General features: G+C 35.6%; 14 protein-coding genes and 1 pseudogene. 4 read left to right on the forward strand and 11 right to left on the reverse strand.

What is annotated here, in order from left to right; all coding sequences use genetic code 11:
- The 3 genes and pseudogenes from CA834_RS11100 to CA834_RS11110 all read right to left on the reverse strand — a co-directional run.
- Positions 1-914 (reverse strand): annotated as a pseudogene (locus CA834_RS11100) (hypothetical protein); the annotation flags it as partial.
- A gap of 226 nt (positions 915-1140) precedes the next feature.
- Positions 1141-3006, reverse strand: coding sequence for a LysM peptidoglycan-binding domain-containing protein (locus CA834_RS11105; RefSeq protein WP_165764795.1), 1866 nt, complete (start codon positions 3004-3006; stop codon positions 1141-1143).
- Between the two features lie 190 nt (positions 3007-3196).
- A complete protein-coding gene (locus tag CA834_RS11110) occupies positions 3197-4786 on the reverse strand; it encodes a peptide chain release factor 3 (RefSeq protein WP_094968788.1) in 1590 nt (529 codons plus the stop codon).
- Between the two features lie 205 nt (positions 4787-4991).
- On the opposite strand from CA834_RS11110, the gene idi reads away from it, so the two are divergent.
- Genes idi through CA834_RS11130 form a run of 4 tightly spaced genes read left to right on the forward strand, consistent with a single transcriptional unit; the run spans position 4992 to position 7245 of the window.
- Positions 4992-5519 (forward strand): isopentenyl-diphosphate Delta-isomerase, encoded by a 528-nt coding sequence (gene idi, locus CA834_RS11115; protein ID WP_094968789.1) that lies wholly within the window; start codon positions 4992-4994, stop codon positions 5517-5519.
- Positions 5516-5926 (forward strand): 6-pyruvoyl trahydropterin synthase family protein, encoded by a 411-nt coding sequence (locus CA834_RS11120; protein WP_094968790.1) that lies wholly within the window; start codon positions 5516-5518, stop codon positions 5924-5926. Before idi ends, CA834_RS11120 begins: the two co-directional genes overlap by 4 nt.
- A gap of 31 nt (positions 5927-5957) precedes the next feature.
- A complete protein-coding gene (locus CA834_RS11125; protein ID WP_094968791.1) occupies positions 5958-6926 on the forward strand; it encodes a type I phosphomannose isomerase catalytic subunit in 969 nt (322 codons plus the stop codon).
- A 49-nt stretch (positions 6927-6975) separates the two neighbouring features.
- The gene (locus tag CA834_RS11130; protein WP_094968792.1) at positions 6976-7245 is read left to right on the forward strand and encodes a hypothetical protein; all 270 of its coding nucleotides are present in this window, start codon (positions 6976-6978) and stop codon (positions 7243-7245) included.
- 151 nt (positions 7246-7396) lie between these two features.
- On the opposite strand, the gene CA834_RS11135 is transcribed toward CA834_RS11130, so the two are convergent.
- The 8 genes from CA834_RS11135 to CA834_RS11165 all read right to left on the reverse strand — a co-directional run bounded on the left by CA834_RS11135 (position 7397) and on the right by CA834_RS11165 (position 13388).
- Entirely contained in the window at positions 7397-8122 is a 726-nt protein-coding gene (locus tag CA834_RS11135; RefSeq protein ID WP_094968793.1) for a DUF4369 domain-containing protein, read from the reverse strand.
- A gap of 46 nt (positions 8123-8168) precedes the next feature.
- A complete protein-coding gene (locus CA834_RS11140; RefSeq protein ID WP_094968794.1) occupies positions 8169-9479 on the reverse strand; it encodes a DUF819 family protein in 1311 nt (436 codons plus the stop codon).
- Between the two features lie 60 nt (positions 9480-9539).
- Positions 9540-9728, reverse strand: a complete 189-nt coding sequence (locus CA834_RS11145; protein WP_094968795.1) for an Arc family DNA binding domain-containing protein — start codon at positions 9726-9728, stop codon at positions 9540-9542.
- Positions 9728-10669 (reverse strand): alpha/beta fold hydrolase, encoded by a 942-nt coding sequence (locus tag CA834_RS11150; RefSeq protein ID WP_094968796.1) that lies wholly within the window; start codon positions 10667-10669, stop codon positions 9728-9730. The genes CA834_RS11145 and CA834_RS11150 overlap by 1 nt, the downstream gene beginning before the upstream one ends.
- Positions 10670-10679: 10 nt before the next feature.
- On the reverse strand, positions 10680-11147 hold the full coding sequence (locus tag CA834_RS11155) for a DUF1648 domain-containing protein (protein ID WP_165764796.1): 468 nt from the start codon (positions 11145-11147) through the stop codon (positions 10680-10682).
- Between the two features lie 45 nt (positions 11148-11192).
- Positions 11193-11351 (reverse strand): hypothetical protein, encoded by a 159-nt coding sequence (locus CA834_RS14675; protein ID WP_165764797.1) that lies wholly within the window; start codon positions 11349-11351, stop codon positions 11193-11195.
- A 2-nt stretch (positions 11352-11353) separates the two neighbouring features.
- Positions 11354-12214, reverse strand: coding sequence for an SPFH domain-containing protein (locus tag CA834_RS11160; RefSeq protein ID WP_094968798.1), 861 nt, complete (start codon positions 12212-12214; stop codon positions 11354-11356).
- A 247-nt stretch (positions 12215-12461) separates the two neighbouring features.
- Entirely contained in the window at positions 12462-13388 is a 927-nt protein-coding gene (locus tag CA834_RS11165; RefSeq protein ID WP_094968799.1) for an alpha/beta hydrolase family protein, read from the reverse strand.
- Positions 13389-13616: the final 228 nt, after the last annotated feature.

Consider the following 13616-nt stretch of genomic DNA (forward strand, 5'->3'; position numbering starts at 1 on the left):
GGGTCGAACAGTCCCGAACCGCTGGCAAGGGCCGGCGACCAAGTCCCTCCGGTCTCGGGCGAGCCGCCGAGGCTGTTGAACAGGTCGAATGTGGTCGTATCGCCCTGGCATATCTCCAATGTACCGTCTTCACCAGGGTTAGGTGCTTGAAACAAATTTACCGTTACTGCTAGTCTATTGTCACTCTCACATGGAGGGTCAATTGATGTAGCATAATACGTTTGTTGATCAATGAGAGGTGTTGATGGATCTAATGGTGAAGCCGAAAATTCGGATAAATACCAATTATTGTTTCCACTGGCAACTAAATCACTTACCGTAGGAGGATTTCCAATGGTGTTACAAAAGTCTTGAATAGCATCTCCCGTAGGAACAACCACGACACCCACATTTACCAAGACAGCTAATCTTGATGTTCTACAACCGGTAAAACTGCTGGATTGGTCTGCATAGTAAATAGTGCCATCCACAAGGATTGCTCCCGAATTAATAGGAATTCCACCAGATGGTGAAAAATACCATTGAACGTCGTTACCGAATGCCTCCAAATCCGCTATGGTCGCATCATTTGCATCCTCTACACAAACACCTTGAAAATTTAATCCCAATGGTGGGCCAAGGATATTTACCTCAACGGCCTGTCTATTGCCACAGTCACCTGTTGCATTATCTACATAATAAGTTTCTCCATCAACTAAAGAATCAGAAAGGTCTAGTGCTGTCCCGCCTGTAGGTGTTAGAAACCAAGCAATACCTGCCCCTTGATCAGTAGCTTGAAGATCTGATATTAATAACGAATCTAAATCACAAAATTCTTGGGTGCTACTAGGAATTGTCGGGCATTGTCCAAATACTTGAAAGTGTATTAAAATACAAGTAATTAAACCTAATACTTTGAATTTGGGACTTTTCATGTTGAGATTACAGTATGAAAAAGCTTTTTAATTAAAAAAATATAAGTTTGGATTTTCTGACTTGTAAGAAAAGAGGGATGAATTCATGTCAATTTAATTGATTTAGTTAATAGCTTTTACTCAAAGGTATGAAATATATGTTATACGATAAAAAGTTTGTTTTTGTAGTTGAATTGTATTATTTCAATCATTAATGATTAGATCATCTAATAAAATTGAATTTAATCTAATAAGTGCCCACCAATGACATATTAGATTTATCGTTAAACATATATATAGATACTGCTTTATTCTCTGCCAATTTATCTTTAAATGTGTAAGTAAAAGTTGTTCCAAAGGAGGTTGTAGATGTCCTGTTTTTAAATGAGGAAACACCAGAGTTATTTAACCGTTGAAAAATGTCTGAAATAATTAAGTAAGCTATTTGATGATGTGATGAATTATCTTTAAGGTAGTTGGGGTTAAAAGGTAGTGGATAGATAAGATTTAAAATTTTAAAACGATTATAGGATATTGTAGAACTATCCGGAATATTTTCTGCATTCAGTACCACTAATTGAATATCAAATTCGGAAGATTTTCGTAATAAAAAACTTGTTGAATTAAGAAAAACACCAGTTCTAAAGCTCTCAATAATGACATAGTTTTTTCTATCTGGATCTAATGTATCTTCAAGGTCTTTTAATTTGAAATTGCCGTTTCTATTTAGTTTTATGAGTTCTACGTTTGGGAGAACTTTTTCAATTGATTCGATATTTGAGGAAAAAGTTTTGCCATATAAACAGATAACCTTACCGTTTTTGCTTTTTAAGTACTCCAACATTTTATCTCTCATATCTTCAATGGAGGGCAAGGCTTTTATTGAAAGTGTTTCAGTTTGATTGGCATTCTTGTAATTTAAGGTTAGGGTACTCAACTTGCTTATGTCATCTTCATAATTAAAATCAGGTATTGGTTTTAAATTATACGTGCTTAAATTAGTTTCAATTAGTTTTTCATTAAGCTTTTGTTCATCATCTTTTAATTCGAAAACGATATTGGAATACTTTGTTTTAGAATCGTTGACAGCACGAATTAAACCATTATAAAAATCATTAACTTTTTGTTGCTCGTTTAGATTATTGTCAAAAAGGGAATTGGACCAAATAATATTGGTTTTCATTTTTGGGTTTATCTTATCAACAGATTCTTCTGTTGTATTTTTAGTCAAAGGGCTACGTAACCTAATAGAATCACCTGCCAAAACCGATTCGTTTAGTTTGGGATTTAAAGCCAGTAACTCATCAATGGTAATACCAGCTTTTTTTGAAATACTGTACAACGTCTCTTTGGGTTTAATAACGTAATAATCGGAAGTTACGTCAGTCTTTGACTCAAAATTGGCAGTGTCGGATTTCATGTCCTTGTCTGACATAGCGAGGTCATCCTCATAATCATTCAACTTAATGACGGTGCCAGTTCTAAGTAAATCTACTATCTGTGGGTTTAGACGTTCTAGCTCAGCGATGCTAAGATTGAATTTTTTAGATAATTCGTATTTAGTATCACCTTTTTTTACGGTGTAAGTCTCTGAGCTTTTGCTTAAATCATTTCCTTCAACCAAAAGAATTTGACCGATTTGTAAAAATCGCCCTAAATTTTCTTCATTTAAGGCTATTAAATCATCTAGCTTCATATTGTATTTTTGAGAAATACCCCAAAGTGTCTCACCCTTAGAAACAATATGTTTGTTAGATGGTAGGTCAGATGTAGTTTTCCTTGTGCCTGAGCTTTTATTATTCGATACGGTTTTAATTGGAATTTGCAAAATATGTCCAGCTTGGAGGCCTTTTTTTATGAATGGATTGGCCCGTTCCAATTCCGAAATACTAATCCCATATGCTTTTGATATGCCGAACTTAGTTTCCCCTCTTGTAACCACATAGTCATCAGGTGATTTTTTGACAACGGTCTTTTCAGAAGATTTTTTTTGTGGAATTAACAGAATTTCTCCAGCTTTAATTATGTATTTTGATTCTGGGTTTAACTCATAGATGTCTGCAATCGATACGTTATATTTCAACGATATTCGATAGACAGTTTCCCCTTTCAAGATACGATGCTTAATGGTGCCGGTTTGACTATTTACTGACAAGCTAAAAATGGACAGAAATAAAAATATTTTGCAATAGGAGCTCATACAGGAGCGAATTGAATGTTTTAAGGTTAATCTCCTGTAAAAATATTACATTCATTGGATGATGTAATCATCCCTATTTCAAATTATTAATAGGTTATTAACATTAATCAAACTCGGAAGTCATGTGGAAGGTGATACTGGGAAATTTTTGTTGGCTCATTTGAAGTGAAAATTGAGAATCGGCCAAGAAAACGAGTTGATTCCTTTTGTCTCTTGCCAAGTAACGTTGTTTAACTCTCAAGAACTCTTGAAATTCTTCACTTTTTTCATCATCTGTTTGTATCCAACAGGCCTTATGAACATTCAAGTTTTCATAGGTGCACTTTGCACCATATTCATGTTCTAAACGATACTGAATAACTTCATATTGTAAAGCGCCCACAGTTCCTATAACTTTTCGTCCGTTGTAATCTAGGGTAAATAATTGGGCGACGCCTTCATCCATAAGTTGATCTATACCTTTATAGAGTTGTTTGGATTTCATGGGGTCAGCGTTGTTAATGTACCTAAAGTGTTCAGGAGAAAAGCTTGGAATCCCTTTATAATGAATAACTTCACCTTCAGTAAGGGTATCCCCAATTTTGAAGTTACCAGTATCATGCAGCCCAACAATATCCCCTGGATATGAGATGTCTACAATTTGTTTCTTTTCAGCAAAAAAAGCATTAGGGCTTGAAAATTTCAATTTTTTGTTGAGCCTAACATGCAGATAAGGTGTGTTTCTTTTAAACTCGCCAGAAACAACCTTAATAAATGCCAATCTGTCCCTATGGTTGGGGTCCATATTAGCGTGAATTTTAAAGACAAAACCTGAGAAGTTTTTTTCTTCAGGAGCAACTAATCGCTCCTCACTTTTCTTAGCGCGTGGTTTAGGTGCAATATCAACAAAACAATCTAAAAGTTCACGGACACCAAAATTGTTCAGTGCAGAACCAAAAAATACAGGCTGAAGCTCGCCCTTTAAATAACTATTCTTATCAAAATTCGGATATATGCCATCTACTAATTCTATATTTTCCCGGAGTTCATCGGCAGCTTGGTCTCCAATTAAATCATTTAACATTGAGGAATTTAGGTCACTAACCTCTATGGTCTCCTCAATATTTTTTCTGCTATCCCCGCTAAAGAGATTTACATTCTTTTCCCATAAATTATAAATACCCTTGAAGTCGTAACCCATGCCTATTGGGAAACTCAGAGGCGTTACTCTCAACCCCAATTTTTGTTCAATTTCATCCAAAAGATCAAAAGCATCTTTACCTTCACGGTCTAATTTATTGATGAAGACAATCATTGGTATATTACGCATCCTGCAAACCTCAACAAGCTTCTCCGTCTGTTCCTCTACACCTTTGGCCACATCAATTACAACGATAACGCTATCTACTGCAGTTAGGGTTCTAAAGGTGTCCTCTGCAAAATCTTTATGACCAGGTGTATCGAGTATGTTAATTTTAATGCCATCATATTCAAACGCTAAAACGGAAGTCGCAACAGAAATACCACGTTGGCGCTCTATTTCCATAAAGTCACTGGTTGCCCCTTTTTTTATCTTATTGCTTTTCACGGCACCGGCCTCTTGAATGGCACCACCAAATAAAAGTAATTTTTCCGTCAGTGTGGTTTTACCAGCATCAGGGTGCGAGATAATACCAAATGTTCGTCTTCTGTTTATTTCAGCAGTAAAATTCATGTGCTTTTATTGAAATGGCAAAATTAAAAATAAACATTGAACGAGAAGATAATTTAAGTAATTAATAGGACCATTGCTATCTGGGTTGGCTCACTGCCAGATTGTAGGCTATAATGACCGTAAAAAGAAATCCCAATTATGTAACGCTGTTATTTTTTATGAATTCCTTGACGCTTTTTAATTCCTAAGGTGTTAATTTTGTTTTATGATAGAAGAACAAGTCATCCTAGTTGATGAGAATGATACGCCACTGGGGCTAATGCCCAAAATGGAGGCTCACGAAAAAGCGCTTTTGCATCGTGCTTTCTCCGTATTTGTGTTTAATGATAAAAATGAGTTGATGCTCCAGCAGCGTGCCTTGCACAAGTACCACTCACCAGGGCTGTGGACTAACACATGTTGTAGTCACCAACGTGAGGGAGAGAGCAATATACAAGCTGGTATGAGACGCTTGCAGGAGGAAATGGGCTTTGTTACGGATCTTGAAGAATCAATGTCTTTTATTTATAAAGCCCCGTTTGATAATGGTCTAACGGAGCATGAGTATGACCACATCATGATAGGTTATTACAACGAAAGTCCAAACATAAATAAGGATGAAGTAGCGGACTGGAAATGGATGAATCTAGAGGATGTTAAGGCGGATATGGCACTTAATCAAGACCATTACACCGCTTGGTTTAAGATTATTTTTGAAAAGTTTTACGAATTTATAAATATAAATAACGCATGAAAGTAACAGTACATAGAAAAGCACATTTCAATGCGGCACATCGTTTATATAGAAAAGACTGGAGTTTTGAAAAGAATGACACTATTTTCGGGAAGTGCAATAATCCTAATTTTCACGGTCATAATTACGAACTCATAGCTAGTGTTACTGGAGAGATTGACCAAGAAACCGGGTACGTTATTGATGTTAAAATATTAAAGGATATTATAAAGGCTGAAGTTGAAGATGCGTTTGACCATAAAAATCTTAATGTTGAGGTTCCAGAATTTCAAGATTTAAATCCTACAGCAGAGAATATCGCAGTCGTTATATACAATAAGGTAAAGGCTAAGTTAGACCCAAAATTTCACCTGGAAATTACGCTTTACGAAACTCCGCGTAATTTTGTAACCTATTCCGGGGATTAGGTTAACCTGCCAAATTCACGTCAAATCAAGTATGACAGAACTTTATCCTTTAAAATTCAAACCTATCCTAAAAGATAAAATTTGGGGTGGTGAGAAATTAATCACATCTTTTAACAAAAAATCAAATTCTAAACAGCTTGGTGAGAGTTGGGAGTTAAGCGGGGTAGCAGGTGATATCTCTGTTATTGCAAATGGTGTATTAAAAGGTCAGTCATTACAAAACCTACTTGAGGCTTATCCTGCAGAATTACTTGGAGTTAAAAATTATGAGCGTTTTGGCCATGAATTTCCTTTGCTCATCAAATTTATAGATGCCAAAAATGATTTAAGTATACAGTTGCATCCAGGTGATGAACTGGCGAGAGAACGTCACAACTCCTTTGGTAAGACGGAAATGTGGTATGTTATGCAGGCGGATAATGACGCCAATTTAATCGTTGGGTTTAATCAAAGCATGGACAGGGACACCTATTTAAAGCATCTTAAAAATAATTCGCTCACTGAAATCTTAAATTTTGATAAAGTCAAGGAGGGAGATACTTATTTTATTGAAGCTGGCCGTGTGCATGCTATTGGTGCAGGAGTTCTTTTAGCAGAAATACAACAGACAAGTGACGTAACGTATAGGGTTTATGATTGGGAACGGACAGATGCTAACGGTAATCCGCGCGAACTTCACAATGATATAGCCATTGATGCTTTTGATTTTTCTATGAAGGACGATTTTAGAGTAAATTACGATAAAGGTAAAAATACTCGTAATGAAATGGTGTCCTGTCCCTTTTTCACAACAAATTTTATTGAAATTACTCAGGAAATACCTATTTCAAATAAACAGGATTCCTTTATTATTTACATGTGTGTTGATGGTTGTGTAGATATATCCACAGACAATTCGATTGATACTATTTCTAAGGGCGAAACTATACTAGTTCCAGCAGCAATAAAAGATTATAAATTAAGTAGCGCATATGGAAAGCTATTAGAAGTTTATGTTTAAAAACAGGGTATAAATCATTACTTTTGTAGTAACTAAAATCACGAATGTTATGGCAAATAAAAGAGACTTAAAAAAAGATATAAATTACGTTTTGGGAGATATTATTGAGGCAGTATATGTATGGGAACTGACCAATAGCCAAAAACCAACTAAAGAAAGTGAGGCCATCATCGATGATGCCATTGCTACCTTTGACGAATTGATAGTGCGCGTGAATGATCGCAAGGTAGAAGATAAGAAAACTCATTTTAAAGCTATTAATGCCGACCTTGAAACTAAAGGCAGAGCTTTGATTGAGCGCATAAATAAACTAAAGTAATAACTCTTTTATTTTAGATTAAAGTATTACATAGTAGGTTATAGAGCTTAACTCGTAATAAATAATTCTGGAGATCACAATTGTGTCTAGATGATAAAATTTAAAAAACCAATCTTATTAAGATTGGTTTTTTGTTCAGATATAATTTATGTTATTCTGTTCCATCGGGTTGTTCAGATTGTTTTAACCTTATGGATTTTTCTAATTTTCTGCCGTAGAAGGACTTCTTAATTCTATCTGTTAAACCATTGTAAATAGAATCAATAAATATAGGATTGGCATTAGGAATTTCATAATAGGCTAGGTATGGCGAAACTTCACTGTCATTATGATTTAACGCATATTGAATGGTATAGGTGTATTTTCGTTTTAAAAGTGCCTCTGTTCTTTTGTTTAAAGAGTCAATCAAAGTACTATCACTGTTTTTATAAGCTAAAAATTTAGCTTCAATTAAGTCTAGGTTTTCATCATTAAATCGTCCCATAACATCCAAATAATCTTCTAATAGCTTTTGCTGCTCAGAGCCTTTAATGTCTACATCAAAACTAAAATTTTTTAATGTTGAGGTAATCTCAGTAACTCCTTCACTGGCAAAGAAAGGAATGAAATGTTCTTCACCATCATTTTTAAATAATTTAAGATATAGTAAAATAGGTTCTTTAATATTGGTTTGTAAAACAAATTCTGGTTGACCAGTAATCACAACAGAATCTAGGTTTACCAGAGTAGAGTCGGAATCTTTCTGCAAATACAGAACACCTTTCTTTAAGCCCTTTACCTTACCTTTTAGGGTGAAATTGTTAGTGTTATTTTGGCCACAGGACGTGACTAATACAATTACAAATATAATTCCTGCTATTTTGTTTATTTTTTTCATGTACTACATTAAATTAAAAAGGCAATTATGTGAATATTTAGAATTACTAACCACCTGCGGCTAGTTGCATTAGTATGGTACAGCCAATGGCTGCAATTGTACCTACAGCATACCCAAGCACTGCAAGTAGCACACCAACAGTAGCTAAGGAGGGATGAAAAGCCGATGCAACAATAGGAGCGGACGCTGCACCGCCAACATTAGCTTGGCTACCCACGGCTAAGAAAAAATAAGGGGCCTTTACCAGTTTTGCCATGAAAATCAGTAACAGTGCATGGATGGACATCCAGATTAAGCCTACAACGATTAAGCCAGGAGATTCAAATACGGAGCGGATATCAATTTTCATACCTATAGTAGCGACTAATATATAAATGAAAACACTTCCGAATTTACTGGCACCTGCACCTTCGTAATTCTTGATTTTTGTGTAGGATAATAAAATGGCAATAATCGTTGAAATACTTATCATCCAAAAGAACTTTGAACCAAGAAAAGTGAGCATATTTCTCACTTGTACTGAGTCGATATTAGCAACCACACCATCAAAATAGGGGCCTAAGAATGATGCACCCATATGGGCAAAACTTACAGCACCAAAGGCAATTGCGGCGATAATCATTATGTCAGTGAGTGTTGGGTTGCGTTTAACGCTTTCGGAAAATGAAGAAACCTTCTCTTTAAGTTCCTCTATTGAAGAAGTGTCTGCTTTTAACCATTTATTGAACATATTGCGTCTTCCAATGCCTATAAGGATAATTGCCATCCAAACATTAGCGACAAAGATATCCACAAACACCATTTTGCCATATTCCGATTGATTATACCCGTAGATCTCTAACATGGCCGTTTGGTTGGCACCACCACCTATCCAACTTCCTGCTAAAGTAGAGAGTCCTCGCCAAACGGCATCTGGCCCTGTTCCTCCAATTACATCCGGAGCTATAGTGGCCACAATTAAAATGGCAATTGGTCCACCAATAACAATACCCAATGTTCCAGTAAAAAACATGATTAGTGCTTTCCAACCCAAATTAAAAACAGCCTTTAAATCGATACTTAATGTCATTAAAACCAGAGCAGCGGGTAAGAGATAACGACTGGCTACATAGTACAGGTTAGAGCTGTGTTCTACGACCTCACCAGATGCTGAGACAGTTGACCATTCAGCAGCAATTAATCCTGACGTTGTGAGCAGCGCCGGTACCATGTAGGCCATAAATAGACCTGGAACAATTTTATAAAATTTTTCCCAAAAGCCGCCTTTTAATGACTCCGTATAGAAGACAAATCCTAGAGCCAACATTAATATGCCAAATATTATGGTGTCGTCTGTGAAAAGTGGTTGATTTCCCATGTTTAAGGTTTAAAGGCGCAAAATACAAAAATTAGATACTAAAAAAAGTGACCTTTTTAGTCACTTTTGTTCTTCGTCTTCCTTTTTAATACGTTTTGTTTTAGGTGTCCTGTTATGGTCTTTAAGGGTTTGCATCAACATCCATTCTATTTGTCCATTGGTACTGCGAAATTCATCAGCAGCCCATTTTTCAATAGCTTTTAGCATATCTTCATTCACGCGCAATGCAAAGGCTTTTTTCTTAGGCATTATTTACTTTTTATAAATTCTGTAATTTCAGCAACAAGATGCTTAGATAATGGAAATTCGCTTGAGCTATAGGATTTTAAATTATCCTCATCATTGTCAATAGTCTTCAGGACATGGTTCATATTTTCAATTAGGACCAATTTTGATTCTGGATTGGCCTTGTGGAGTAGTTCGGCTTCGGAGGTTTTAACTTGTAAGTCTTTAGTTCCGTTTAGGATTAAAATGGGAATTTTAATCTTTTTAATTTCTTCAGAGGGAATATAGTTTATATAGGATATTAAGAATTCATGGTTTTGTTTGGCGAACAACGATATAAGCATGGGATTAACCTCCTTAATTGATCCCGTTGCCTTCAATTCACTGAAATGTTCCCTAGTAGTATTGCCTAATACCTCACTTTGAGCAGTGACTTGTTTAACAATAGTTTTATCAGCGGATTCTCCTAAACCTGATACGGAAACAAAACCATCAATATGCTCAGAGATGGCTAACATCCCTACCAAAGATCCTTGACTGTGACCAATTAACGTTATGGAATTGAAGCGCTTGTCATTGCCAAAATGATTTATGATTGTTTCTACATCATCCACCAAATCTTCGAATATAAAATGCTGTGTCAAAAATTTTATATTAGATGGTGTTACATTGCGCTTATCGAAACTGTAGAAGGCAATTCCGTTTTGGTTCAAGCTATCTCTTAAACTTTTTATATAATTTGCCTTAATCCCTAAGGCAAGTTGATTTCCATTTCTGTCTGGATTGCCAGAGCCTTGAATGAATATCGCTAAAGGCTGCTCTTTTTTATCTGCCTTGTAAGTTAGTGTTCCCGGTAACTGTATGCTATCATTCATCAGCAAAATATCTTCTGATAAGACACTGGATTGAGAGAACACTGAAAAAGGTGTTGATAAAAGGAAAAGTAATAAATACGATATTCTCATCTGTATAATCTTAATAGTTCTTATTTAATTTTTTTTGATAGACTAAAGCTATTACCGGCAACATAATACTAACCGTTACGACAATAATCAAAAACCCAAGACCAAGATTTGTACTTTGGCTTTTCGCTCCTTCTATTATTTTATAATTAATATAGGCAAACAAGAGGCAACATAAAAAATTCACAATACGCAAAAGTCTCGTGCTAAACTTATATTGAACTAAAGCATTTTCTTTGGTAATATTCACCATATAATTATGCAAATGAGGATAACGGTTAAGTATAAAAAGACCGATATACATCGCTGTAGCGAATATAGGTAGCGCCCAAAGAAAAATTTTATTGCTATAGCCATCTGGCTCACCCTTGGCATTAAAATGAGAGGCAATTGTTTCAGGTAAATCAAAATACTCAACAATTAAATGTCCCCACATTAAGAGTAAAAGGGCAATTGAAGCCATTTCAATAACAACGTCCATAGTTTCAAACGGAACGCTTATTTTAGGTCTTTCCGTCCTCATAATCTATCTATTTTTATCTCGTTCAAAGACAACACTTGTCCAACCTTGCCCTATAAAATTTACGGTCCAACCTTCCCTGGCATATTGATTTAGGAGGTCTTCAAAATTTTGAAAACGGTGCCTGAATCCAACTTTGGGCTGAATAACTTTATATTCTTTCATTTTTAGTGATTTAAAGTACCTGTATTAACAACTGGAGAAGCATCTTTGTCACCACAAAGCACGACCATGAGATTGCTCACCATAGCAGCTTTGCGCTCTTCATCTAAATCGACCACTTGTTTTTTGCTGAGTTCTTCAATGGCCATTTCCACCATACTAACGGCTCCTTCCACAATTTTGTGACGTGCTGCAACTATGGCAGTGGCTTGCTGACGTTTCAACATAGCATTTGCAATTTCTTGGGCATAGGCCAAGTAACCAATACGTGCCTCCAGAACTTCGATACCAGCAATGGATAGGCGCTCGTCTATTTCTTTTTCCAAGGCATTACTTACCTCATTGACACTAGAGCGCAAGGTGATGTCCTCATCATGCCCTTCATCTGCAAAATTATCATAAGGATACATGCTTGCTAGTTTTCGAACCGCAGCATCGGTTTGTACGCGAACAAAATTTTCGTAGTTGTCCACATCAAAGGCTGCTTTATAAGTGTTTTGAACGCGCCAAACAAGTATAGTGCTTATCATCACCGGATTACCCAATTTATCGTTAACCTTAAGGCGTTCACTATCAAAGTTACTCGCTCTTAAAGATATTTTCTTTTTTGTGTAAAATGGATTAACCCAATAAAACCCGTTCTTTTTTACAGTGCCTACATATTTCCCGAAAAGAAGCAACACCCTCGACCCGTTGGGTTGCACCATTAGAAACCCAAAGGCTAAAACTAATGAAGTAATAATACCAAAAGCAGGCCAACCTGTTTTTGTAATGGGAATTAGGGCGATACTCCCAAAAAATAAGACTAAGAATAAAAATAGCATAAGATAGCCATTCGCCGGAACAATAATTTTCTCTTCTTTCATGTTTATAAATTTAAAATGATATCAATATGATATTGTAAATATATAATAATAAATTATAAATAAAAAATAAAGTTGAGCATACTTTGGCATAGGAATTGTTCATATAAATTTGTAATGATTCAACGATAGTTATTCAGATAACATTTACTTCAAATTCGTTGCATTACAATTTGGTTGGTTAGTTAGTGAAAAAGCATCTCTTTTGGAGATGCTTTTTTAATTGATAAATTTTGAAGAGTTTATAGGGTCAAGACTTTATAAATGTGACGATGCTTTCAATGAGTTCCTTTGAAATTGGTCTGGAGGATTCATTATATGATTTTGAATTTTCTAGATCGTCTCCTTGTATTTCAAAAAGCACGTGGTTCATATTTTCAATTATTTTGAGTTCTGCTTTATTGTTAGCCTCTTTCAATAATTGTGCTTCGTTAACAGAAACCTGCAAATCCTTTGTTCCGTTCATTATAAGAACTGGTATCTCCAGATTTTGAACAATATCAGTGGGATTGTACTTCATCCAGTTCATCATAAATGCTTGAATGTCACTGTTGAAAATTGAGGCTAGTGCCACAGGAAAATCTGTGGTTGTCTCTCCGTTTTTTAAACCTTCTACAATCCGTTTGGTGTCATCACTGAACATAGGTGCCGTCTTGGTGACTTGTTCTATCAATACGTCTCCTATATTCTGACCTGCACCTGCCAAAGATACAAAGCCATCGGCTTTGTCTTTCGCCGCTAACATGCCCACTAAACTACCTTGGCTATGACCAATAACAACGATTTTGCTGAAATCATAACCCGCTTTAAAATACGCTATAACATCTAATGCGTCTTTTATAAAATCATCAAACATTATATTATTATCAACATTACCCTGTCGAATTTGTTTTACAATTCGTTTGTCATACCTAAAGGTGGCGATACCTTCGCTACTGAGACCCTCGGCCAACTTTTTTAAGGAGTTGTTTTTCATGAAATTCTGATTTCCATCTCGATTGGTGGGGCCAGAACCTGCGATAATAATGGCCAAAGGTGGTTTTTCTATGTCTCTTGGTACTAATAAAGTGCCATCGATCCATGGGGATATTGATAGGTCTTGAACTTCAAACTTAGCCTCTTGAGAAAAGACAATAGTTGGTATACTTAGGGCTAGTAGAAAAATGAATCTGTACATGATGCTATTTTTATTATCATAAAATTAAATTTTCTCGGGGGGTTTTCTCTAATAATACCAAAAAATTATATTGGTTAATCATGCAAATATGAAACGTATTAATAGTTTTTCTTGCTGTATTTTATCGGTGAAATGCATAATTTCATCCTTAAATGTTAAAATAATATGTATTTCATCGATTAAAAGTGTTTTTAAGCGGTTAAATCCAAAGCCATTTCTATATTTGAG

This window comes from Winogradskyella aurantia (genome assembly GCF_002266855.1).
Lineage (GTDB): Bacteria > Bacteroidota > Bacteroidia > Flavobacteriales > Flavobacteriaceae > Winogradskyella > Winogradskyella aurantia.

Bases quoted from the DNA above. Each gene is read 5' to 3' on its own strand.
- CA834_RS14675 (WP_165764797.1), bottom strand. From the start codon at position 11,351: ATGAAAGAATATAAAGTTATTCAGCCCAAAGTTGGATTCAGGCACCGT.
- CA834_RS11130 (WP_094968792.1), top strand. From the start codon at position 6,976: ATGGCAAATAAAAGAGACTTAAAAAAAGATATAAATTACGTTTTGGGA.
- CA834_RS11150 (WP_094968796.1), bottom strand. From the start codon at position 10,669: ATGAGAATATCGTATTTATTACTTTTCCTTTTATCAACACCTTTTTCA.
- CA834_RS11125 (WP_094968791.1), top strand. From the start codon at position 5,958: ATGACAGAACTTTATCCTTTAAAATTCAAACCTATCCTAAAAGATAAA.
- idi (WP_094968789.1), top strand. From the start codon at position 4,992: ATGATAGAAGAACAAGTCATCCTAGTTGATGAGAATGATACGCCACTG.
- CA834_RS11120 (WP_094968790.1), top strand. From the start codon at position 5,516: ATGAAAGTAACAGTACATAGAAAAGCACATTTCAATGCGGCACATCGT.
- CA834_RS11110 (WP_094968788.1), bottom strand. From the start codon at position 4,786: ATGAATTTTACTGCTGAAATAAACAGAAGACGAACATTTGGTATTATC.
- CA834_RS11140 (WP_094968794.1), bottom strand. From the start codon at position 9,479: ATGGGAAATCAACCACTTTTCACAGACGACACCATAATATTTGGCATA.
- CA834_RS11160 (WP_094968798.1), bottom strand. From the start codon at position 12,214: ATGAAAGAAGAGAAAATTATTGTTCCGGCGAATGGCTATCTTATGCTA.
- CA834_RS11155 (WP_165764796.1), bottom strand. From the start codon at position 11,147: ATGGACGTTGTTATTGAAATGGCTTCAATTGCCCTTTTACTCTTAATG.
- CA834_RS11145 (WP_094968795.1), bottom strand. From the start codon at position 9,728: ATGCCTAAGAAAAAAGCCTTTGCATTGCGCGTGAATGAAGATATGCTA.
- CA834_RS11135 (WP_094968793.1), bottom strand. From the start codon at position 8,122: ATGAAAAAAATAAACAAAATAGCAGGAATTATATTTGTAATTGTATTA.
- CA834_RS11165 (WP_094968799.1), bottom strand. From the start codon at position 13,388: ATGTACAGATTCATTTTTCTACTAGCCCTAAGTATACCAACTATTGTC.